The 24,250-nt window shown below is 35.3% G+C and carries 25 protein-coding genes and 1 other annotated feature; all 25 genes read right to left on the minus strand.

Going from position 1 to position 24,250, the window contains the following annotated elements:
• Positions 1–7 precede the first annotated feature (7 nt).
• Positions 8–235: a binding site (T-box leader), on the minus strand.
• 49 nt (positions 236–284) lie between these two features.
• The 25 genes from LRP83_RS05880 to ftsL all read right to left on the minus strand — a co-directional run bounded on the left by LRP83_RS05880 (position 285) and on the right by ftsL (position 24,230).
• The gene (locus LRP83_RS05880) at positions 285–803 is read right to left on the minus strand and encodes a DivIVA domain-containing protein (RefSeq protein WP_230495747.1); all 519 of its coding nucleotides are present in this window, start codon (positions 801–803) and stop codon (positions 285–287) included.
• An 83-nt stretch (positions 804–886) separates the two neighbouring features.
• Positions 887–1,660 carry a YlmH family RNA-binding protein gene (locus tag LRP83_RS05885; protein ID WP_230495748.1) on the minus strand — a complete coding sequence of 258 codons (774 nt, stop codon included), beginning with the start codon at positions 1,658–1,660 and terminating at the stop codon, positions 887–889.
• Positions 1,661–1,724: 64 nt separating this feature from the next.
• Positions 1,725–1,988, minus strand: coding sequence for a YggT family protein (locus LRP83_RS05890; protein WP_230495749.1), 264 nt, complete (start codon positions 1,986–1,988; stop codon positions 1,725–1,727).
• 22 nt (positions 1,989–2,010) lie between these two features.
• A complete protein-coding gene (locus LRP83_RS05895; protein WP_230495750.1) occupies positions 2,011–2,433 on the minus strand; it encodes a cell division protein SepF in 423 nt (140 codons plus the stop codon).
• 5 nt (positions 2,434–2,438) lie between these two features.
• Positions 2,439–3,125: a YggS family pyridoxal phosphate-dependent enzyme gene (locus tag LRP83_RS05900; RefSeq protein WP_230495751.1), complete on the minus strand. Its 687-nt coding sequence runs from the start codon at positions 3,123–3,125 to the stop codon at positions 2,439–2,441.
• Entirely contained in the window at positions 3,122–3,952 is an 831-nt protein-coding gene (pgeF, locus tag LRP83_RS05905) for a peptidoglycan editing factor PgeF (RefSeq protein WP_230495752.1), read from the minus strand. The genes LRP83_RS05900 and pgeF overlap by 4 nt, the downstream gene beginning before the upstream one ends.
• Positions 3,953–4,059: 107 nt before the next feature.
• Positions 4,060–4,326: a YlmC/YmxH family sporulation protein gene (locus LRP83_RS05910; protein ID WP_230495753.1), complete on the minus strand. Its 267-nt coding sequence runs from the start codon at positions 4,324–4,326 to the stop codon at positions 4,060–4,062.
• Positions 4,327–4,429: 103 nt separating this feature from the next.
• Positions 4,430–5,209: an RNA polymerase sporulation sigma factor SigG gene (gene sigG, locus LRP83_RS05915; RefSeq protein WP_230495754.1), complete on the minus strand. Its 780-nt coding sequence runs from the start codon at positions 5,207–5,209 to the stop codon at positions 4,430–4,432.
• 179 nt (positions 5,210–5,388) lie between these two features.
• Positions 5,389–6,108 (minus strand): RNA polymerase sporulation sigma factor SigE, encoded by a 720-nt coding sequence (sigE, locus tag LRP83_RS05920; protein ID WP_230495755.1) that lies wholly within the window; start codon positions 6,106–6,108, stop codon positions 5,389–5,391.
• Between the two features lie 45 nt (positions 6,109–6,153).
• Complete coding sequence (gene spoIIGA / locus LRP83_RS05925; protein ID WP_230495756.1) at positions 6,154–7,092, minus strand: sigma-E processing peptidase SpoIIGA; 939 nt, start codon at positions 7,090–7,092, stop codon at positions 6,154–6,156.
• A gap of 264 nt (positions 7,093–7,356) precedes the next feature.
• Positions 7,357–8,493, minus strand: coding sequence for a cell division protein FtsZ (gene ftsZ, locus LRP83_RS05930; RefSeq protein WP_230495757.1), 1,137 nt, complete (start codon positions 8,491–8,493; stop codon positions 7,357–7,359).
• A gap of 190 nt (positions 8,494–8,683) precedes the next feature.
• Positions 8,684–9,967, minus strand: coding sequence for a cell division protein FtsA (gene ftsA / locus LRP83_RS05935; protein ID WP_230495758.1), 1,284 nt, complete (start codon positions 9,965–9,967; stop codon positions 8,684–8,686).
• A gap of 120 nt (positions 9,968–10,087) precedes the next feature.
• A complete protein-coding gene (locus tag LRP83_RS05940; protein WP_230495759.1) occupies positions 10,088–10,450 on the minus strand; it encodes a small basic family protein in 363 nt (120 codons plus the stop codon).
• A gap of 2 nt (positions 10,451–10,452) precedes the next feature.
• On the minus strand, positions 10,453–11,181 hold the full coding sequence (locus tag LRP83_RS05945) for a DUF881 domain-containing protein (protein WP_435531330.1): 729 nt from the start codon (positions 11,179–11,181) through the stop codon (positions 10,453–10,455).
• 38 nt (positions 11,182–11,219) lie between these two features.
• Positions 11,220–11,915 (minus strand): DUF881 domain-containing protein, encoded by a 696-nt coding sequence (locus LRP83_RS05950; protein ID WP_230495799.1) that lies wholly within the window; start codon positions 11,913–11,915, stop codon positions 11,220–11,222.
• Positions 11,899–12,684: a cell division protein FtsQ/DivIB gene (locus LRP83_RS05955; RefSeq protein WP_230495761.1), complete on the minus strand. Its 786-nt coding sequence runs from the start codon at positions 12,682–12,684 to the stop codon at positions 11,899–11,901. Before LRP83_RS05955 ends, LRP83_RS05950 begins: the two co-directional genes overlap by 17 nt.
• A gap of 208 nt (positions 12,685–12,892) precedes the next feature.
• Positions 12,893–13,801, minus strand: coding sequence for a UDP-N-acetylmuramate dehydrogenase (murB, locus tag LRP83_RS05960; RefSeq protein WP_230495762.1), 909 nt, complete (start codon positions 13,799–13,801; stop codon positions 12,893–12,895).
• 217 nt (positions 13,802–14,018) lie between these two features.
• Positions 14,019–15,116: a stage V sporulation protein E gene (gene spoVE, locus LRP83_RS05965; protein WP_290369498.1), complete on the minus strand. Its 1,098-nt coding sequence runs from the start codon at positions 15,114–15,116 to the stop codon at positions 14,019–14,021.
• Between the two features lie 105 nt (positions 15,117–15,221).
• A complete protein-coding gene (gene murD / locus LRP83_RS05970; RefSeq protein WP_230495763.1) occupies positions 15,222–16,571 on the minus strand; it encodes a UDP-N-acetylmuramoyl-L-alanine--D-glutamate ligase in 1,350 nt (449 codons plus the stop codon).
• Positions 16,572–17,546 carry a phospho-N-acetylmuramoyl-pentapeptide-transferase gene (gene mraY / locus LRP83_RS05975; RefSeq protein WP_230495764.1) on the minus strand — a complete coding sequence of 325 codons (975 nt, stop codon included), beginning with the start codon at positions 17,544–17,546 and terminating at the stop codon, positions 16,572–16,574.
• 1 nt (position 17,547) lies between these two features.
• Positions 17,548–17,979, minus strand: coding sequence for a hypothetical protein (locus tag LRP83_RS05980; protein WP_230495765.1), 432 nt, complete (start codon positions 17,977–17,979; stop codon positions 17,548–17,550).
• A gap of 1 nt (position 17,980) precedes the next feature.
• Positions 17,981–19,444: a UDP-N-acetylmuramoyl-L-alanyl-D-glutamate--2,6-diaminopimelate ligase gene (locus LRP83_RS05985; protein ID WP_230495766.1), complete on the minus strand. Its 1,464-nt coding sequence runs from the start codon at positions 19,442–19,444 to the stop codon at positions 17,981–17,983.
• 202 nt (positions 19,445–19,646) lie between these two features.
• On the minus strand, positions 19,647–21,569 hold the full coding sequence (locus LRP83_RS05990) for a stage V sporulation protein D (protein ID WP_230495767.1): 1,923 nt from the start codon (positions 21,567–21,569) through the stop codon (positions 19,647–19,649).
• Positions 21,570–21,666: 97 nt separating this feature from the next.
• Entirely contained in the window at positions 21,667–23,871 is a 2,205-nt protein-coding gene (locus LRP83_RS05995) for a penicillin-binding protein (RefSeq protein WP_230495768.1), read from the minus strand.
• Entirely contained in the window at positions 23,868–24,230 is a 363-nt protein-coding gene (gene ftsL / locus LRP83_RS06000; RefSeq protein ID WP_230495769.1) for a cell division protein FtsL, read from the minus strand. The genes LRP83_RS05995 and ftsL overlap by 4 nt, the downstream gene beginning before the upstream one ends.
• Positions 24,231–24,250 lie beyond the last annotated feature (20 nt).

Below are 24,250 nucleotides of genomic sequence, written 5' to 3' on the forward strand. Positions count from 1 at the left end.
TCGTCCCAAAAGGGACGAGAAGACTTTCCCGCGGTACCACCCTTATAGATTATCATTATAATCCACTCGTAAAAATTCGTAACGTGAATTTACGCCAAAACTACTCTCCTTTTTAAGGATTTCACTTCGGGACTTAAGGGTGATCTTCCATTAATCTTACTTTGATGGGCTTTCACCTTCCCCATCTCGCTTTATAAAGTAAATGATCTTGTACTGTCCCTATCATTGTCACAAGCATTATTTTAATTTTATTAAGAAATTATATGCTATTAGCTCGCATTTCGTCAAGATTTTGTCTCAAAATCCTCTTCTAAGCTCTTCAATTCGGTAGCATCAACTTCGTATTGAAGCAAATGATCCCAATCATCATTATTTAACAAATCAAGTTGTGCCTCAATTAACATTTTAAATCTAGTTCGAAACACTTTTGATTGCTTTTTAAGATCTTCAATTTCAAGTGCAATTTTTCTAGCTTTAGATAGGGCTTCGTTTACAATTCGGTCTGCGTTCTTTTCCGCTTCCTTTAAAATTAACTTTGCCTCTTTTTGTGCATTTCTCTTAACATCTTCTCCAGCTTCTTGAGCAATTACAATCGATTTATTTAAAGTTTCTTCAATATTTGTGAAATGACTTAAACGACTATTTAATTCATTTAAACGCTCATCTAATTCTTTTTTCTCACGGATAATCAATTCATAATCCTTGATCACTTGGTCAAGAAACTCGTTTACCTCATCTTCATCATAACCACGGAATCCCCGATTAAATTCTTTATTGTGTATATCTAACGGCGTTAATGGCATGATGCCACCTCCTCGAAACTATGTATTGTCTATGTATAGTCCATAATTCGACATATTTTTATATATTCCTGCTAAAATTGTATTTATTTTTGTTTTCCTACAATAATTCTCCATTTTTCTTTTTTGGTTTTACCCTCAATGGAAGTAATTTTTGTTCGACCATATCCTCTAACTGAGATCATATCAAACTCATGACATTCAAAAGAGGTTTTTAAGCTAGTAGCGAAGTTTACTTTAACTAGTCCTTGTTCGATTAAAATCTGTGATTTTTGCCTAGAGACATTATAGAGTGCGGAAATAATGGTATCTAATCTCATCGATGAGACAGTTGCTGCTTCCTCTGTCCATTTATTTTCAATTTTAAGTACTTCATTAGTCGGTATTTCTTTGAGGGAAATTTTTGCTCGTCCAATTGAAGCTAATTGTAAACGGAGATATGAGTTAATCTCTGTAGCTATAATTATCTGAATTCTATCACCCTCAAATAGAATATCACCGAACTTTTCCCTTTTTAGACCTAATGACATTAAACTTCCGAGTACTTCTCGATGTTCAATCGTAACAAACTTTTTTGGATATTCAACTTCAAAAATAGTAACTTGAAAATCGTTATGATCAACAATATGATATTCTGGATAAATTAAAGCTCTTTTTCTTTCTGCATTATCAACACCACCAAAAAAATGACAATGAACATCTGTTGAATCACCAATAATAAGATGAACAATTTGCTGTAATCTTGGATCAAGGAAATCAGTCAGTTTTGCTACATATGTGTCCGTAACAATCCGTTTCCACTCTAGTACTTGGTCAATAAATTCACGTTCCTCTGGACGAAAATGTTGATAAATACTCATATAATGCTCCTTTTACTATAGAGAAAAATAAAAACAAATAGGATCATTGTTAGATCCTACTTGTTTATACTAGCCAACCATAAACTTGAGCTAAACCTGCTGTAGCAAGCTTTAATACAAAAATGGCAACAATTGGTGAGATATCAATCATTCCAAGTGGTGGCACAAATCTTCTAAACGGCTCTAAGTACGGCTCACAAATGCGGGAAAGGATTTGACCAAACGAGGACTCTCTCGCATTAGGAAACCAAGATAATAAAATATAAATAATTAATGCCCAAGAATAAAGGTTAATAAGCTTATACAATAATCCAAACAATATTTCCATTTACACAGACCACCTTAATTTTTTAAAAATCATGATTTTGCATAATTTCTGATATATTTCCTGAAACCTCAACATTATCTGGGGTACAAAGAAAGATGTTTACCCCAATTTTTTGAATATGTCCACCTAAGGCATATACAGCACCACTTAAAAAGTCGACAATTTGTTTCCCTTGTTCACGGTCAATTCTTTGTAAATTAACGACAACCGTACGTCGGTTTCGTAAATGATCCGTAATATCTTGTGCTTCGGCATAATCACTAGGTTCAAATAAAACCATTTTTGATGATTTTTGGATACTCTGAAGACTAACAACATTTTGCTTACCAGTTGATTGTTTAGTTGGTGTAGCTGTTTCAATTTCTTTTTCGATATACTCTTCATCATTATCATCTAATTCATCATTTAAATAAAAAAATGTTTTAAACTTAGTTTTAATACTCATAATTATTACACCTCTTTCTCTTTATCTCCAACAAGAGCCGTTCCAATTCGAATGAAAGTAGCACCTTCTTCTATGGCTATATTAAAATCGTTGGACATTCCCATGGATAATTCATTACATGGGGCAAAAGGCAATTGTTTCTCAGCAATTTCTAATTGCAGTGATTTCAGCCTTTGAAAACAGTGACGAATGGTTTCCTCATCGCCGGTAAAAGGGGCCATTGTCATTAATCCACAAATAACAATATTAGGGTAATCCTTCATTTTTTCTATAAAAGATATTACCTCTAATGGTGACATTCCATGTTTAGAGTCCTCTCCAGAAACATTAACTTGGACAAAGCAATTTATTGGATGATCCGCGCGTTTATTAATTTCTTCAGCAAGTGTGATTCGGTCAAGTGAATGGATATAATCAACTAAATGAATGATATTCTTCACCTTTCGTGTTTGTAACGAACCAATATAGTGCCAAGTAGGTTTGTCTTTTAATTGTTCCCATTTTTCAAGAAGCCCTTCGTCTCGGTTTTCACCTAGATCGGTAATACCAGCTTGTAATGCCTCTTTAGCTCTATTAATACTTACATATTTGGTAACCGCAATTATCGTAATCTCATTGGGATCACGATTTGACTTTTCACAAACTTCCTGGATTTCTTGTTTAATCTTCTTAAGCTTTGTTGCGACATTCATATTGTTTGGGAATCCTCCTTCCACCCGATAAAACTCATCATTCGACCCGTTTTGCCTTTATCTCTTCTGTGAGAGAAAAATTCCTTATCATGACAACTTGAGCAATATTCCGTAACGTAAATATTAGATTCCGTAATACCAGCTTGAATAAGTTGTAATTTATTAAATTGTTTTAAGTTTAATCGGTATTGATCTTTATTTATTAAATTATAGGGCTTTTTTTCGACATCTACTAGTATCTTTCGTACAAAAGCGATAACAAAATCATCGACAATATAACAATCTTCGCAAATGGAAGGTCCAATAGCTACTAAAATGTCTTTTAGATTACTACCTTCACTTACCCAATTTAAGATCATTCTTTTGGCGATTCCATTAACACTACCCTTCCAGCCGGCATGTGCGATACCAATTCTTTTTGTAACCTTATCTATAAAGTATATTGGTACACAGTCAGCATAACAAAGGGTTAAAAGAATACCTTTATTCTCTGTGAAAAATCCATCTGTATCAGGAATCGAATCATCATATTGGTAGGAGCCACTTCCACATACCTCTTTTTGGATTCTCTTGATATTAATCCCATGAGTTTGTTCTGCCGCTACCCAACTTTCAACCGGGAATTTAATTATACTTGATAATTTTTGTTTATTATGGCAAACAGATTCCACTTTATCGCCGACATGAAATCCGAAATTAAACGAAGAAAAATCTTGTTGACTAACCCCACCGTTTTTCGTTGTAAATCCTACGACTAAATCTGGCCATTCTTTTTCCCAAGCCTCTATAGAGAAATATTCTTTTGTTTTTAAAACAAATGGTTCCATATTCCCCGTCCTCTTAATGTTTTTTATAGTTTACCATATTTAGCTACTAGTTCATAACAAATAACCAGTATAAATGCCTATTGTTTAGAAATAAATAAAGAGGCGTTTTACGCCTCTTCTTCGATGTACTTAACCTCTTGGTCCTTATAACGGACTAAAATAACATCCTCTCCTATTTTTAAAATATTTTTCCAAGGAATAATAATATCTTCGTCTTTACCAAAGAAACCTAATACCTTCCCAGCCCCACTAACTACAACTGCATCAATTTTACCTGTTGTTAAATTAATATCAATATCCCCGATGTTACCTAATTTTTTTCCATCAGATACATTTACAACATCTTTTATTTGAAAATCAGATATTTTGACCATATATTCACCCCTACTATTTGGCTTCTATAGTAAATATATGATTTTTAAGTCAAAAATATGGTATAGCATTCTTAATTAATAAAAAATAGCTGCCTCTAGGCAGCTAGCTCTGTATATTTTTATTCATTTGTTTAATGGCTGCTTTTTCTAACCTAGAAACTTGTGCTTGTGAAATTCCAATTTCTTCAGCAACTTCCATTTGTGTTTTACCTTGGAAGAAGCGCTTCCTTAGTATTAATTTTTCACGATCGTTTAATCTCCTCATCCCCTCTTGAAGAGCAATCTCTTCAATCCAGGTTGTATCCTTATTACGGTCATCACTTAGCTGATCCATCACATAAATTGGATCTCCTCCATCATTATAGATAGGTTCAAATAATGACACAGGATCTTGAATAGCATCAAGAGCAAAGACAATCTCTTCATGCGGAACTTCTAGGACTTTGGCAATTTCTTCAGCTGTAGGCTCACGGGATGTTTCACTCATTAACCGCTCTCTTACCTGTAAGGCTTTATAGGCGATATCACGCAAGGAACGTGATACTCGTATTGGGTTATTGTCACGTAGATATCTTCTAATTTCCCCAATAATCATTGGTACTGCATACGTTGAGAATTTAACGTTTTGGCTTAAATCAAAATTATCAATTGACTTCATGAGACCGATACAGCCAACCTGGAACAGGTCGTCCACGAATTCTCCACGATTGTTAAAACGTTGGATGACACTAAGAACTAATCGGAGATTTCCGTTGACAAGTTTTTCTCTTGCAGAAAGTTCTCCGCCCTGCATTTGCTTGAAGAGTAATCTCATTTCTTCGTTCTTTAAAACTGGAAGCTTTGATGTATCGACACCGCAAATTTCTACTTTATTTCGAGTCAATCCTTTTCCCTCCTCACAGGAGTTGCTGTACAAACATAAGTATCTCCGTGAGAAGGAAAAATATGCACCTTTAACCATTAAACAGACAATGAAAATATCTTGTAAAAATCAATTTCATTTAGATAAATCAAGGATATTAGGCTTTAAAAAATTTTTTCAAGAAATTTTTTTTCCTAAGTTTACACCATTTTGTTAAATTCTTTTCTAAGTCTTTTAATAATTCTTTTTTCTAATCTTGAAATATAGGATTGCGATATTCCTAACATATCCGCTACATCCTTCTGGGTCTTTTCTTCACCATTTGTTAATCCAAAACGTAGCTCCATAATTTGTTTTTCACGATCAGACAACTGATGTAATGCTTTCACTAATAATTTCCGATCCACATTTGCTTCTAAATCCTTAGTAATAATATCCTCGTCTGTTCCAAGAACATCCGATAATAGCAACTCATTTCCATCCCAATCGATATTTAATGGTTCATCGAATGAAACTTCCGAACGAATTTTATTATTTCTTCTTAAGTACATCAAAATTTCATTTTCGATACATCTAGATGCGTATGTAGCAAGCTTAATCTTCTTTTCAGGGTTAAAGGTATTAACAGCTTTAATTAATCCTATCGTTCCAATACTTATTAGATCTTCAATATTAATACCCGTATTTTCAAACTTTCTTGCGATATAAACAACTAGGCGTAGATTACGTTCGATTAAGATCGAACGAGCTGCTTTATCACCGTTAGGTAATTTGTTTAACAGTACTTCCTCCTCTTCTTTACTTAAAGGAGGGGGTAAAGCTTCGCTACCACCAATATAATAGATTTCATCTGATTTTAAGCCCATTTTCATTAATAACTTATACCAATAGTAAGTTAAGCGAAGTTTCAATTTTTTCATTTAAGGTCCTCCTTCTAAATTTCACATTTCCTTCGTATAGTAATATTAGCTTACCTTTATGGAGGTGTTTGTTGCACCTGCTTCAGTTAGCATTTTAGGATGTACAATACATTGAAACGAATCATCGCCAGAGAGCTGTTGCATCGTAAAGGAAATTAATGCCTTTGTAACTTTAATTACTCCTTGCTCCGTTTCTAATTTCAAATCATCTAGTTTAAATGCAACAATAATTTGATGGTCTTGACCTACTACTTTACAGGGGATAATCTTGACTTTACTTTCCCATTCAATTGGTATTTCTTTATCTCCAAATATATAGGCATCGGGTTCATTTGCCATTTCAATTATTTCTAACGGCAAATTCTCTTTTAATTGATGAATGGAAACAATCATAACAGGTGCTTTTGAGATTGGGTCATATAGTTGATTTCCACTATCCACTAATCCTTTAATAGAAAAACTTAAATTTTTTATTGTAAAATGTACATTTACTAGTTGATCATATTGAATTTTTGTCATTTCCAATTTCTCTACACCTTTTCTAGAAAAATACCATGCAATTGGAAACCCCACCAATACAAACAGCCAACTAATTGGATCTCCAAATCCTTTTATACTCGCTAGAAACACATCTGATTTAAGCTGATGATCAAACTTAATAAAGTAGTGAACTCCTATTAATGTTCCGCCTGTTAGGAATGTTGATAGATAGAGGAACAATAATGCCTTCAAGAAAAAGCGTAAACGTTTATACCCAAATGTTAAAAAAACCATTCCGAATGAAAAGAATAATTTAATGATTGGATTCCCACTTAAACTACCTAAAGGGGAGAATGTTAATAAAATGATCATGCTTCCAAGCAAACCACCTAAACAAATTCTCCACCAACTCGCTCGGCGTTTTAACATTATGGATGTTAAAGAAAGGAGAAGACTGTCAAAAAGAAAATTCAGAAACCAAATGACATCCAAATAAACAGTCAATTTTTTTCCCCCTCCAAAAGACTGAATAACCTTCCTACGTATTTTCTAAATTTTTTAATAGTTTCTATTATTCCGTTACGAAAAAGTATAACCTATACTGTAGGGGGAAGTGTGTCATATTCTGTAAATAAAAATGGAGAAATTTCCTCTATTCTTTTCGGATTTTGTCAAATAATCTTATATGTAACTTGTAAACAATTAAAAACTGTAAATTTTAATAAAAAAAAGTATGACTCCATGGGAATCATACTTTTTATTTTTAAGTTATCTTCTACGATTACGATTTCTTAAGAAGGTAGGGATATCTAATGTATCCTCTTGTTGTGTAGGTGTTGGGTTACGATAAGTTTCTTGTGGAATCTCTTCACGCTTTGGCTCCCGTTTCACAACGCCAATATTTGGCTTAACTTGTCCGAAAGATGGACGAGTTGTTTTTGGCATTATTACTTCCTCGTTGAACCCTGTAGCAATTACAGTCACAATTATTTCATCTTTTAAGTTTTCATTGATGACAGATCCAAAAATCATATTGACTTCTTGGTCTGAGGCAGAAGCAACAATGTCTGCAGCCTCTTGAACTTCATATAAGCTAAGGTTAGTTCCACCAGTTATGTTCATTAACACGCCTTGGGCACCATCAATAGAAGTTTCAAGTAATGGAGATGAAATAGCTTTTTTCGCTGCTTCAGCTGCACGGTTTTCACCTGCCGCAACACCGATCCCCATTAATGCCGAACCTTTGTTTGCCATAATTGTTTTTACATCGGCAAAATCAAGGTTTATTAATCCAGGTACGGCAATTAAATCCGAGATCCCTTGAACTCCTTGACGTAACACATTATCCGCCTCACGGAATGCTTCCAGCATTGGCGTACTTTTATCAACAATTTCAAGTAGACGGTCATTGGGGATTACGATTAACGTATCTACAGCTTCCTTCATTGAAGCAATTCCACCCGCTGCTTGACCAGAACGTTTTTTCCCTTCAAAAGAGAACGGTCGAGTAACAACACCTACTGTAAGAGCACCAAGGTCACGAGCAATCTGCGCGATTACTGGTGCGGCACCAGTTCCAGTTCCGCCGCCCATACCAGCAGTAACGAATACCATGTCTGCTCCGCGTAGAGCCTCTTCGATTTGTTCTTTACTTTCTTCAGCAGCTTTCTTACCTACTTCAGGGTTAGCACCTGCTCCAAGTCCCCTAGTTAACTTGCCGCCAATTTGCATTTTTATTTCTGCTTTAGAAAGGTTTAATGCTTGTGCATCTGTATTAACTGCAATAAAATCTACACCTTGGACACCGTGTTCTATCATACGATTTACTGCATTATTACCGCCACCGCCGACACCAATTACTTTAATTGTAGCAAGTTGATCTAAATTTGTATCAAAATCCAACATCACAAATCCTCCTAATTCGACCATATTCCTCTATACATTCTTAATTCAAAGGGTGTTTACACATAGATTGTTTTTTCCAAAGGTAGTTTATTACCCGTATTAAATATGGTTTTCGTACACATTTCTCATACTCAGTAGTTTTCTAATTATTGAGCTGGAATTTATAGTGGCAAAAATAACTTACAACGTCTTATTCAAAAAAGTAACCAAAGAATTTTTTTACTTTTGATGTCATTTTTTCTTCAGATAGCTTTTCAGGCTTTGACTTTTGCTGTGGTTGTTTTACTACTCGCTTCTCTTTTACTTGTGCTACTTTTACCGACGGTTCAATTTGTTGACCTTGTAATCTAGCATTCTCATAAGCGTATTTTATCAATCCTACAGCAGTTGTATATTGTGGTTCTCTTACTCCAATATAATCGGGTATAGCAATTCGAACCCGAATTTGGAAAATATCCTTTGCCAATTCAAGTACACCTTGCATATTAGTAACACCACCAGTTAAAACAAATCCTCCTGGCAAGTCTCGAATCCCCATTTTTTTCAACTCAACCTGAACTAATTCAAAGATTTCTTCTAAACGTGCTTCAATAATTTCAGCAACTTCAAGTTGATTAAACTGCTGGTGTTGATCACTACCGATGATAGGAACACTAAACACCTCAGTTTCTGAAGCATCATCATAAAAGGCATGTCCATATTGGATTTTGATGTTTTCAGCATCTTTAGTTGAAGTCTCTAGAACTTTAGCCAAATCGTTAGTAATATGTTCTCCACCAAGAGGTATTAAGGAAGTTGCTAATAAAAAGCCATCTTGAAAAACTGAAACGGTGGTTGTTCCTCCACCAATATCAATTAAAGCTACCCCTAATCTTTTTTCATCCTTTGAGAGAGCAAATTCACCTGCAGCCAAAGGTTGAAGGGTAAAGCCTATTATTTCAAGTCCAGCACGTTCCACACAGCGAAGCGTGTTATAGAGGATTGTTTTAGAGCCTGTAATAATAGAACCTTCCATTTCTAATCTAACACCAATCATTTTTCGCGGATTTTCAATTTCATCCTGACCATCAACAATATATTGTTTGTCAATAATATCAATAATTTCTCTCTCAGGAGGAATCGAAATCACCCTAGCATTTTCAATTACTCTAGAAACGTCATCGTTTGTTATTTCTCTATTTTCACTTGAAACGGCAACGACTCCATGACATGGTTGGAGACTAACATGATTACCCGTTATACCGACAATCACCTGATTAATTTCCATGCCTATCATTCGTTCGGCTTGCTCTATTGCACTTTTTATAGAATGAACGGTTTCATCAATATCAACTATTGAACCTTTCCTTAACCCTTCAGATTTCACATTACCAACGCCAATGATGTTAAGAGAGTCATTGACCATTTCCCCAATGATTACTTTCACACTGGATGTACCGATGTCAAGACTTACATATATTTCATTGCTGTTCATTCTTTGGCACCTCCCTCTACGCTTTTCAATCTCAGAACAACAAATATAAATTCGGATACTTTTACAAAGTTTTTCTTACTAAAATATTCGTCAAAATAAAGGATTTCCCTCTTAAAAATCTCAATTTTTTTCAATTTTTTCTTGTTTATTTGACCATTTAGTCAACAAAAGTCGTCGAATCACAGCAATGTTTTGGAAAAGCCTTACACCAAATGCAAAAACTGCTGCTAAATACAAGTCTACACCAAGATGTACACCTAGGAAAGCCAAACTTGCAGCAAGAATAATATTAAAGAAAAAGCCTGATACAAAAACCTTTTCGTCATATATATTTTGTAATTGTGCCCGTATTCCCCCAAATAAAGTATCCAATGCTGCTAATACTGCAATAGATAAATAATTAGAATACTCTTCCGGAATCCTAATTTCTGTTAATAACCCAAGAAAAATCCCTATAACTAAACCCATAAATGGAAGCCACATAATCAACTTCCTCCTTTGTCTGCCTTAATTGGTTCCATAAACCGAACTTGAATCTTATTTTCATAGGCAGGAATAGTAACTTCTTGTATAGGGTTTGATACTTTAACTCTTAGGTTATCAATAAAAAACTCTTCCACTGATTTAGAAACTTGCATTCGGTTATGTAATTTTCCAGCTTTGGTCATATTCTCTGTGATCACCTTTACCTCAAACGGTATTTCTGTGATAGGTTGTCCATCAATAGTTGTTTCATTATTGATATCTCTAATAGTAGTTGTATTAATAATTCGATTTCCATCTATAGAGATATATTTTGCCTCGTACTTATTTAGTTCGTTGAGGAGTCTTTGTAATAGTTCAGGTGAAACACTTACAACAGGTTGACCTAAAACAATTTCTGCAAAATCAGGTTCAACTGTTAGGATAATTCCGGGTCCGGTAATGGGTGTTAATCCAGCTTCCATCTTCAGTTCTTCCAAGGTTTCCCTTAACACTTGCTCTTTTCCCTGTGCACGTTCTGTTTCATACATGGCAATTTTTTCTTCATTTGACTGAATTTCTTTTATTAATTTTGATTGCAATTCTTTTTCTTTTAATAAGTCTTCCCGAAGCTGCCATTCATCTCTTGTATCTCTTATAACCGGTTCTTGGACGGTCTGAAATTGGATAGCAATCATAAATCCAATCACCAATGCGATAATGGTGAAACTCCAGTTTTTCATTATGTTCACCTTATCACCTAACCTTTACGTTGTTCCGTTAATCTGTATCAATTACCGAGAATTGGATCTAAAATAATTTCATCCTTTGTTGCTAAAGAAACCACAATATTATCGTTAACTAGTTGGTCTGTTACCCCACCTGAAAGGTTTAATGCCGAAGATAAAACTTCTGGGTCACCAATTGCAGTGACGACAAATGGGGCAGGATGTTGAAAACCATCGATGGTAATAACAGGTCCATTACAATTGATATAAGAATTATGTGATAGTCTTTGACCATTAATAGCGATTCCTGTTGCCCCAGATATGTATAACTCAGTGATTACTTTAAAGACATGATATTCATGAACGATATAGTTATTGGCATTTTCTTCAATTGGGTTATAGTCACCATCGGCAAGTGTTACCTCAACACCCTTACCTTTAACCTTTACTTTACCAAGAAACATTCGGTATTTTTCAGCATCCTCTGCTAAATTAAAAAACACTTGTGCTTCCTTAGATAACTCTTTTTCAATTTGTAAAACTTTATCTTGCTTCTCATTCAGTTCATTTTGAAGATCACGGTTTCTTTCTTGCTCATTAATAATCTGATTTCGAAGACTTAAGTTTCGCTCCCATTGCTTATTCGTTTTAGGTGCTCGCTCGTTAACCCGTTCAGTTATATGATATGAAAAAGCAATCATGTACCCTAGAACAAGAAAAACAAGAGCTAAGACAACATGATTACCTTTCACCTTCATCTTCAAGCATTTCCTCCCCTTCCGATGTATAAGCTTTGAAATAAGATCCTACCTCTAAATCAATAACCCCTTTAACATTAGGGTCTAATTGACTTAAAATAGAAGGGTAATGCAACATTTTTTCAGAAAAGGTACGTAGCGTTGCACTTACTTCAAAACCATCATTCATGTAAAGTGTAATATGATATTGGTCGTTTTCTTTAGGTGTATGTTGGATCTCAGATATCGAATTTACCACTTCAGGAGGTACTTCTTTTAAGCTCGTAATCATTTCATTTAGTACCTTTCCTTCTTTAAAATCCTTAAGAAAAGGTGCATTTATAGGCAATAGTGTAATCTTTTGACTTTTTAAGATTCTACCATTTTCTAAAACAGGATAAAAAGTTGTTTCATTTACGAAATAGGCCATTCTTTTATATTCACTTACTGTTATCTTTACAGTATTAGGGAAAACAGTTTTAATTTTTACTTCCTTAATTTCAGGTAGTTTTTTGATTTCCTTGATAATCTCAGTTTTATTCATTTTCCAAATGTTTTGCTTAGTAGTGATTTGTGATTTTGACACTATTTGATCCACACTATATAATTCATTTCCATGAACATCGATATTTTTGACTCTACTTAATGGGGATTGGAAGTAAGAAACACATGCAATTAGAGTAAAAAATAGTAATAATAATAAAACCAAACGCCGATTTGCTTTTTTTCTCCGTTGTTGTTTTAATTTTGGGATACGATCTTCAAGTGATACAATTTTACTTTTTTCCATAAACTCACCACCCCCAGCTCGTCCAAAAAACAAAAAATAATCTAGAAAATCCATCAAAAAAAATTTTATTCTAGTTATTTTTTATTTACTTACAAGATGATATTATATCACAATATTTGTAAATCGTAAGGGGGTTTTACCTGTTAAAGGATATTTTTTAAGCTTGTCAGTGCAGAGCTGACAAGCTAGCTTCTTTCTCTTATATGAATTATTTACGACCAATAATCTCAACTTCAGTTTCCATATGAATTTCGTATAATTCAAAAATGGTACTTTTTACATGTTGGATTAAATTTAACACATCTTGTGCGGTAGCATTTCCTGCATTGATTATAAAATTTCCATGCATTTCAGAAATTTTCGCTCCACCCATTGAATAACCCTTCAAACCTGCAACTTCAATTAGCTTCCCGGCATAGTTTGGTAATGGATTTCTAAAGATACTTCCTGCACACGGAAAGTTATATGGCTGTGTATCTTTACGATAATCTTTATTTTTTTGCATTTCTCCAACAATTTTGCTTTTTTCACCTTCTTTTAGTATTAAAACTGCTTCTAATACAATACCAGGTTTTTTCTTTTGAAGTACTGATGTACGGTAGGAAAACTCCATTTCCTCATTGTTTAACCAACTAATCGTGCCATCCTCAAAAAGAATTCTTGCCTTTTTCAATATTTTTGAAATATCCGAACCATGGGCACCTGCATTCATATAGACTGCTCCACCTACCGAACCTGGTATACCACTTGCAAATTCCAGACCTGAAAACCCCTTTTTACTCATTATTGTTGAAAGACTTACGATGGAATGACCACCACCAACAGTAATTTCCTGATCTTTTATCTCTAAATGATCGATACCTGCACCTAGTTTAATAACAACTCCCTCAATACCCTGATCTGAAACTAATAGATTTGAGCCCCTTCCAATTGCTCGCCACGGAATCTGCTCCTCAATAACAAGGTCCATTACTTTTTCAAGATTATCAATGGAGGATGGCTCTACAAAAAGGTCTGCAGGACCACCGATTTTTATCGTTGTATGATTTGCCAATGGTTCATTTACTTTCACTTTACCTAAATTAAGTTGCTTAATTTTATTTACTAAACTGTTCATTTTTATAACCTCCCTTTCCTTAACTTAAATGGAGTTATTTTTAGTTTATGCTTTCCTTTCATATTGGGCACCCTTTTTAAGATTTTTCAATATCTTATTCTACTATAATTTTCGCCCTGTTTTACATTTTGCAAACAGTTTGTTAATGAATTGTAATAATCCTATTTTATCATTTCATGTTTAAGAGAAAAAACAAAAAGACCCTGTAGATACAGGGCTAATATCTTGAATAACGACTTATATTTAGAAGAACACCAATTGCCATGAGCATTAATGTTAAAGAGGAACCCCCATAACTCAAGAAAGGAAGGGTTATTCCTGTAACAGGCATTAGACCTGTGACAACACCTATATTTATCATTACTTGAATCGCAATCATTGCAATAATCCCTACAGCCAAAAAGCTACCAAAGAGCTCGGGCGCACCTAATGCGATTCGTATTCCTCTCCATAGGAGAAGTGCGAATAGTAATAATATAAAGGAGCCACCAATGAATCCAAGTTCCTCAGCTAATATCGCAAAAATAAAATCGGTTTGCGGTTCTGGTAAATAGAAAAACTTTTGGCGACTTTGACCTAAACCAAGTCCAAATAACCCACCTGGTCCAATTGCATATAGTGATTGAATAATTTGAAATCCACTACCTAACGGGTCTTGCCATGGATCTAAAAATGAAGTGATGCGTTTAATTCGATATGGTGCCGAAATAACAAGACCAACAAATCCAGCTAAACCAATAATGCCAAATATAGCAAAATGCCATATTCTCGCCCCAGCTACTAATACCATTACTACACATGTTCCTACCATCACTGTTCCTGTCCCGAGATCAGGCTGTAGCATAATTAATGCAAACGCTAGAAAAACTAATCCAAGGGAAGGAATTATTCCTTTTTTAAAAGAAGTAATCAATTTTTGGTTTTCAGATAAATACTTGGATAAGAACGCAATCATAGCAAGCTTCATAAATTCAGAAGGCTGAATTGAAAAGGCACCAACACCAATCCAACTTCTTGATCCATTCCGAACATTACCAATCCCAGGTATAAGGACTAAAATAAGTAAGACAAAACAAACAATTAAGATAACCTTTGCCCATGTCTTCCAAGTCAAATAATTGATATTCATAATAAAGAACATGGCGACGATTCCAACACCTGCAAATAACATCTGCCTTTTAGCGAAGAAAAAGGAATCTTGAAACTTATAATCCGCCCAGATAGCACTAGCGCTATAGACCATGATTAAGCCTATTGCTAAAAGCATAAAGGTCACGATCAGTAAAATAAAATCGGGAGTAGTTTTTTTTGTCACACTTTACACACCTCGACTGCACATTTTTGGGCTATTCGAGTTTTGTTTCTCGAACCACTTTCGAGTCAGGCGGTACACCGAATTCGTTATGTAGACAAGCCCTTACTAAAGCTTATGCACAGCATTTATAAAAATGTCTCCCCTGACCTCAAAAGTTTTATATTGATCCCAGCTTGCGCAGGCAGGAGAAAGTAGGATAATGTCATCCGCTTCAGAAAGGTCTAATGCAACAGGCACGGCCTTTTCAACATTATCGACACGAATGATTGTTTTTATTCCTGCCTGTTTTCCAACTCTTTCAAGCTTTTCGGCTGTTTGGCCAAATGTGATTAACGCTTTAATTTGTTTAAATGCTGGTAAGAGCTCATCAAATTCATTCCCACGATCTAATCCACCAGCGAGTAAAACGACGGGCTGACGGAAAGCATTTAATGCATTTTGAGTTGCTAAAATATTTGTAGCCTTTGAGTCGTTATAAAACTTCCGTCCATGCTTATCACCAATATATTGGAGTCTGTGCTTTACACCAGTAAATGTTGATAAAACATAATGAATGGCACGATTTTCTACTCCAGTCAATTTAGCAGCAGCAATAGCAGATAAAATGTTTTCTAGATTATGATCACCTGGAAGAACAATTTGGCTTCTCTCCAAAATTGGCTCACCATTAAAATACACCCAGCCATCCTTTACAGATGCACCTGTTTCTAAAAATTGTTTAGTAGAAAAAGGAACGATAGTTGCTTGAGATAATCTTGCAATATTCATAACCTCTTCTTGCTCATAGTTTACAATAAAATAATCATCAACGGTCTGATTCTTCGTAATGTAAGATTTAGCTTCAAAATACTCTGGCCGTGTACGGTGATAATCCAAATGAGCATCATATAGGTTTGTTAAAACAGCAATTTTAGGTCTAAACGTATCAATACCCATTAATTGAAAAGAAGATAATTCAATAACGATTTGGTTATGTCCCTCTGCCATCTGAGCCACATCAGAAGCGACCGTACCAATATTTCCGGCGATCATTGGCATTTTACTACCTTTTTCTAACATTTCAAAAATAAGCGTTGTGGTAGTTGTTTTTCCATTCGTTCCTGTAATCCCGATAAAAGGTGCTTCTGAAATTTCATAAGCCAATTCAACTTCAGTAATAATTGGAATCCCTTTTTCAATTGCTCGTTTTACCATTGGATTATGATATGGAATTCCAGGATTTTTGACGACCAATTCAAAGCCCTCATCCAATAAATCAATTGGATGATCACCACAAATAACTGTAATCCCTTGTTCGAGTAAACCTTGTGCTTCAGGATTTTCTGAAAATGGTTTCAGATCATTGATCGTGACAAATGCACCTAATTTATGCAAAAGGGTTGCTGCACTGACTCCACTTTTTGCAAGTCCTAGCACTAATATTTTTTTATGTTGGTATTTTGTATTCTGCTTCAATTATAACCACACCTCTATATAGATTCCGAGTATTGCACATAATAATCCGACACTCCAGAAAGTAACAACTACACGCCATTCTGACCAGCCAACTAATTCATAATGATGATGAAGTGGACTCATTCTAAAAATACGTTTACCAGTTGTCTTAAAGGAAATAACTTGTAAAATAACCGATAATGTTTCCATTACAAATACAAAGCCAATTATTATGAGTAAAATTTCAAGCTTTAATAAAATGGCGATCGTTGCAATGGCCCCTCCTAATGCAAGTGATCCGGTATCCCCCATAAACACCTTTGCAGGATGGGCATTAAAAACTAAAAACCCCAGGACCGCTCCAACTACTGATACTGAAAAGATTGCTATTTCAAACTGTGACAAACTCCATGCCAAAACTGCAAAAGCTCCAAAAGCAATTGCAGATGTTCCTGAGACAAGGCCATCGAGCCCGTCAGTTAGATTAACAGCATTTGAAAATCCTACTAACCAAAATGTGACAAATAGGAAATAAAACCAACCAAGGTCAAAAGATATGTCTGTTAATGGTATGGATACTTCTGTTGAAAATTCATTTTGTTTAAAAATAAAATAAAAAATAGCCGAAACAATAATTTGTCCGATTAACTTCTGCCTCGATGTCAGTCCGAGATTTCTTTTCATAACTACCTTGATAAAATCATCTAAAAAACCAAGTAATCCAAAACCAAAGGTAACAAGTAGAAGTAGATAGGTTTTCACTGTTGGTTCAGCAAATTTCCCTGTCATAACAAAGGTTGTGACGATTATCGATAAAAGAATCATCACTCCTCCCATAGTAGGAGTACCCGATTTCTTTTGGTGACTCTTCGGACCTTCCTCACGAATACTTTGCCCAAATTTTAATCTTCTTAGAAAGGGTATAAATATTGGAGAAATTAATACAGTAATGAGAAAGCCCATAAAAATAGTCAAAAATATAACTTGTTCCAACATGTTATACCCCCCTTTCCGTTGGCGATACGAATTTTAATACAAGTTTATCATATGAAGAAAAGGTTTCATTCAGAAGCCTTTCTTCTTTAAAAAGGAATTTTGTCATATTCATAATCTCATTTTTATCTCCATTTAATTTATCTGCATAACTTTTTAATATGAATTCTAGTGCTTTGTTTAAATCGGGGGCAAAGAAGATTGGAAACTGACTAGGAATATAGGAGGGAATCTCCACCTTTACATCCCAAATGGCTCCAATCGCCCCATTATTAATGGCATCCTTTAACTCTCCTGAATCATTGAACATAGGGATAAATAACCCCTTTAACTGACTAAGAGTTGCTTCTGTTGAAACAGTATAAAATTGGAAATCATCCTTTATACCTTTTGAGTCAGGAAAAATGTTAGCCAAATCGTTATAAGTTAAAAACATTCTATCTCTCCTCAATAGCCTCTTTTGCTACTAAACGATCATCAAAATCAAAATTTTGACCACCGATTGTTTGATAGGTTTCATGCCCTTTACCTGCTATTAAGATAACATCCCCTTGTTTCGCGTGATTTATCGCAAACTTAATAGCTTCCTTACGATCTACGATTGAATGATAGGTTTTACCAATAACTCCTTCTTCCATATTCTTTAGAATGGAGGTGGGGTCTTCACTTCTAGGATTATCGGAAGTAAATATCGGCACTGTAGAATAAAGACATGCAATTTGGGCCATTAAAGGTCTTTTCGTTTTATCCCGGTCGCCTCCGCAGCCTATTACTGTAAAGATTTCTTTATTTGCAAATTGCTTAATTGTTTTTAAAACATTCTCGAGTGCTTCAGGAGTATGAGCATAATCTACCACTACTGAAAAATCCTGCCCCGCCTTAACTAATTCAAATCTACCTGGAACACCTTCTATTTTTTCTAACGATGAAATAATGTCATTGATTGGGATGTTAGATACTAATGCGGCTGCAATACTTGCCAATACATTGTAGACGTTAAATTTTCCTGCTAGTTGGATAGTAATAGGATAATCTCGCCCTTGGATAACTATGTCAAAAGTCGTTCCATTAGGTGTCATTTTTATTTGAGTTGCCATAATATCAGCATCATTGTCTATCCCGTATGTAACAATATGGGCGGCAGTCATCTTTTTATAATCCTGATAAGTTATATCATCTGTGTTGAAGATTGCGTATTTGGGATTATTAATTTTGAAACTGTTGCCTAATTGGGAAAATAATAAGCTTTTTGCCCTTTTGTATTCTTCCATCGTTTCATGATAGTCTAAGTGATCTTGGCTGAGATTGGTAAAAATAGCGACATCAAAATCAGTACCATGAACCCTACCTAAATCTAAAGCATGAGAAGAAACCTCCATAACAGCTACTTCCACATTTTTATTTAACATCTCTCGAAATGTTTTTTGCAATGTTAAACTATCAGGAGTCGTGTTTTTATTTTCGACTTTTTCTTCTACAATTTTCGTATACATCGTACCTATTAAACCTGTATTTCTATTTTGATCTGCGAATATTTTTTCAATTAAATGACTTGTCGTGGTTTTACCATTTGTACCAGTAATTCCAATTAAGTGAAGCTTCTGACTCGGCTGTCCGTAATATGTATCAGCAATAACCGACATTGCTTTAAATGAATCTTTCACAATAATAACAGGGACCTTAACTTCTTCTAGTTCTCTTTCAGCAATGATAGCCACAGCACCATTCTCAACAGCAGACTTAGCAAAATTATGACCATCGACAGTATATCCCTTTAAACAAATAAATAAGCTGCCCTTCTTCACCTGTCGGTTATCGTTTTCAATTGAAGAAATTTCAACATTTGGCCCATTATAAGGTGTTAATAAATGTAAACTATCTATAATTTGAATTAAATTCAAAAATAATCAGTCCTCTCGGGGTCAAATACAAGTAATCAAATGTCTTGTATCTCTTAGATGTGTGTATTATTTTACATGAAAATTAAGAAAAGCGGAAGCGCCCGTTTAGCAATGTTGGACTCGAAGCTGGGGCAACTTTCAAAGTTCTTATACTAATATAAAACGGACGGCGGTTATTTGTACCGCCGCCCTTTTCTTCTTTCTAATTTTGTACCTCGTCAAAATAAAGTCGAATTGTTGATCCTTCCTTAAGCTTAGTGCCTGCTTCAGGAGCCTGCCTAACAACAATATCTCCTTTGCCACTTGCATCAATTTTAAGGTCAATCATTTGTTGTTGTAATTCTTTCTTTGTTAAACCAACTAAATTAGGGACTTCAATAAAAGGGAGATCCTCCCAAGTCATTTTTTTAGGAATTTGATTTTTTCTTGGCTTAACATCAAGAGCATGTAGACTGTCCTCCATAATAGCTCCAACTATCGGAGCTGAAACAACGCCGCCGAATTGAACAGTCCCTTTAGGATTGTCTACCCCTACATATACTACTATTTGTGGATCATCTGCTGGTGCAAAACCAATAAAGGAAACAATGTGGTTGTTTTCAAGGTATCTTCCATTCTGTGCTTTTTGTGCTGTACCTGTTTTACCACCGACTCTATATGAATCAACAAAAGCTCTACCACCAGACCCTTTGGCAACAACACTTTCAAGAGCATGGCGAATTTCTTTTGAGGTTTTCTCAGAAATTACTCGTCGTTTTGCGATTGGAGATTTCTTCATTACTACTTCCTGGCTTATTGGATCGACAAGCTCTTTTGCGATATAAGGTGTATACAGTGTTCCACCATTAACAGCTGCAGCAACTGCTGCTACCTGCTGAATTGGAGTTACGGAAACACCTTGACCAAAGGCTGTCGTTGCTAATTCAACAGGACCGACATTTGCTAATTTGAACATGATTCCAGTTCCTTCACCTTGAAGGTCGATACCGGTCTTTTGGCCAAAGCCGAAATCCTTTATATATTTAAAAAGTGTATCTTTACCAAGGCGTTGTCCTAACTCTACGAAACCTGGGTTACATGAATTTTGAACAACCTCTAAAAAGGTTTGTGAACCATGTCCACCCCTTTTCCAACAACGTAAAGTGGCTCCTTCTACCTTTGCATATCCAGGGTCATGAAAATGACCATGCTCCAAATCTACCTTTCCTTCTTCTAGGGCAGCAGCTAGAGTGATAATCTTAAAGGTGGAGCCTGGTTCATAGGTGCTCCATACTGGTAAATTACGATTGTATACTTCTTGAGGAACAGTTTGGAATTTTGCAGGGTCAAAATTGGGACGACTAGACATCGCTAAGATTTCACCTGTATTAGGATCCATTGCTATCGCGATAATACCATCTGGATTATATTTAGCTTGAGCAATATCAAGTTCTCGTTCTACTATTGTTTGGACCTTTGTATCAATCGTTAACTTCAGATCTAAACCGTCTATTGGAGGCTGGTAGTCATCAGCCATGTTTTCCATACGGGCACCTTTTGCATCAGAATAAAATTGGACCGATCCTTTTTTTCCTTGTAATTCTTTATCATAAAATAATTCAAGACCCATTAAACCTTGATTGTCTACTCCAGCAAACCCAAGTACATGAGATAGATGTTTACCATATGGATAATATCTTTTAGAATCTTCCCCAATATATATTCCTTCAAGTCCTAAAGCACGAACCTCTTTTGCTTTTTCATGCGAGATTTTTCGACCTTCTTTTAATCTTACATTCATTGCCCTTTGAGTAATTTGTTTATAGGCACTTTCTTTTGACATTTTTAATACCGTTGCTAACTTTTCGGCCGTCTCAGCAGGGTTCTTTATTTGTCTAGGCACAATATAAACCGTTGGAGAACTAATATTAGTGGCAAGTGCTACCCCATTTCGATCCATTATCTGACCTCGTTCTGGTTCAAAGGGAATGTTTCTACTCCAGGAATCCCTTGCCCGATCGGTTAGCATATCCCCTAACACAAACTGGACGTATCCTAAGCGAACGTCAATAATTAGAAATATTAAAATCCCAATAAATAAGGCAACAGCTAATCGCTTTCTCACAGTAACATTCGAAACACGCATATTCTTGAACGCTCCTCCTTTTGCTCGTCCTACTTTAAGTTTATCGTTCAAAATATATGCTTGTACTTATTAGAATAGAACGAGCTGTGCTGAGGAGTTAATTCAATACCTCTATTTCATCCGTATCATCTTTAGGGGACTCCGCATCCCGTTTTGCTTTTTCTTCCTTTTCAAATTGTTCTAAGGGAGTTTCAAAGTCTACTATCAAGAATTCGCCTTCCTCAATAGGAGTACTTGGTGAAATATTTTGTTTTACGACAAATCCTTTACCGACTGGATTAAGTTTTAATGCAGCAAGATTTGCTACTTTAATCGTATCTCTTAGGGACCAGCCTGTTAAATCTGGCATATCTAAATTCCCATCCGTTTTTAATACTATTTTTTCTCCTTCTAAAACCTTTGAACCTATATTAGGTAATTGATCGATAACTTTTGTTCCATTCCCCAGTACTATGACCTTTAAACCTAATTGTTCAAGTGTCTTTTTAGCAACGTCTGGGGTTTGTTTGTTTACGTTAGGCAGGACAATCGATGCTGCTTTTTTCGTTTTTACGGGTTCTATATTCATATATTGTAGGCTATTTTTCATAACAGAATTAAATATCATCGATACAGGTATCGAACCATTAAAATAACTCTCAATTTCCGGTTGTTGAATCGCAACATACACAATTAATTCTGGGTTATCCTTTGGTGCCATTCCTAGAAAGGAGAATATATAATTTTTTGCACCAGTTAAATATTTTCCATCTGGCCCAGGAATTTGGGCAGTACCAGTTTTTCCTGCCACGCTATAACCGTCAATTTGATACCGATTACCAGTACCATTAGGCGAAGTAACTACTGATTCCAGGATATCTCTTACTTGTTTAGCCGTTGCAGCTGAAATCGGTTTCCCAACTACATCTGCCTTCCTTTCAGTTATCACTTCTTTACTATCTGCATCAACTATTTTCTTTATGACATATGGCTTCATCATCTTCCCATCGTTCGCTATAGCTGTTGCAGCCTGTATTTGCTGAATAGGTGTCAATGTTGAACCTTGTCCGAATGAAGTTGTAACTTTTTCAAGCGGATAGTTATAAAGAATAGTCCCAGATGTTTCATTCGGTAAATCAATCCCAGTGGGCTGATCAAAACCAAATTTAGTCAGATATTCACGGAATTTTTCAAATCCAAGCTTATCACTCGCTAGCTTTGCAAATGCAACGTTTGATGATCGTTGAACACCTTCAAGATAGGTGATACTTCCCCATCCACTCCAGTTGTGGTCCCGGATGGTATTCGGTCCAACCTTATAGCCACCTGACATATACCATTCATTAGGATCAAACTTCTTTTCTTCAATTGCTGCTGCCAAAGTGAATATTTTCATCGTTGAGCCTGGTTCAAACGGCGTCTCTATTGCTTCATTATGCCAGCTCTTATTAATTCCTTCTCTAGTTTTCGGATGAAAAGATGGTCGTTGACCCATGGCTAAAATTTCGCCTGTTTTTGGACTAGCTACAATTGCTATCATTTTCATAGGTTTATACTCTTCATCCACTTTATTTAAAGCGTCTTCTAAGAAGGTTTGGATTTTTTTATCAATTGTTAAGTACACATTTTTCCCATTTTCTGCTGGAACAATATCTTCTTTTCCATTCGGAAGTAATAAACCCCATATATCACTTTCATAGTTTATACTTCCATTTTTACCGGTTAATTGTTTATCTAGGCTTTGTTCTATTCCTAATGTGCCTTTTTTCTTAACCTTTCCATCTTTATCCTTTTTTTCTTCAATAAAACCAACTAAATGGGATGAAAAAATACCGTTCGGATAAAATCTAATCGAATCCCTAAGAAAGGATATTCCTGGAAGTTTAAGCTTTTCAATTTCTTGTTTCGTTTGATGAGGAATATCTTTACCTGCTTTTCCAAATTCTACTTGTTTTTTGGGTTTACTTAAGATGGCTTGAATTTCTGATTCAGGTAGATCAATGTATTTTGCTAATATTTTTGCAGTTTTTTCAGGGTCCTTAACATGCTTGGGCATCTTTTCATCCAGAATGGCAACTAGCGTATAAGAAGCTGCCTCTTCTGCAATAACCTCACCATTTTTATCAAAAATAGTACCACGTACTGCAGGGATTACACGTTTTTGATTGTATTGTTTTTCACTAATTTCAGTGAGGACTTGTCCTGAAACTTGACCCGAAAGTTGAATGGAAGCAAACCTAAATAGTAAGACAAAAAAGAGCACACCGAATCCAAAAAACAAAACGGCTGCTCCAATATTAATATTACGCTGTTTCTTTATCATTTATCGCGCACAACCTTAACGTTATTTTCATTAAGCTTCAAACCAAGGTCTCTCGCTTTTTCCCATATCCGTTCATAGGTGCTTAATTCACTTACTTGCATTTTCAAATCATTATTTACTTTTTTCTGTTCACCAATCGTCTTTTCCATTGAAACGATATCCTTTTTCACTTCATATATGGAGGCTTGGGCAGAAATCATGTGGTAAGCCCCAAAGCATACCATTGCGCCGAAAATGAGTCCTAACCCCTTTTCACCAGGTGTGATCCAAATACGTTTTTCCTTATTTGTTAATACTTGTCCACTTTTTTGCTGTTCATAATGCTTTTCTTGTTGATATTTCCTTGCTAAATTGCCCACGAAATCCCCTCCTATAGTTT

The sequence above is a fragment of the Pseudoneobacillus rhizosphaerae genome, from assembly GCF_917563885.1.
GTDB classification, from domain to species: Bacteria; Bacillota; Bacilli; order Bacillales; family Cytobacillaceae; genus Pseudoneobacillus; species Pseudoneobacillus rhizosphaerae.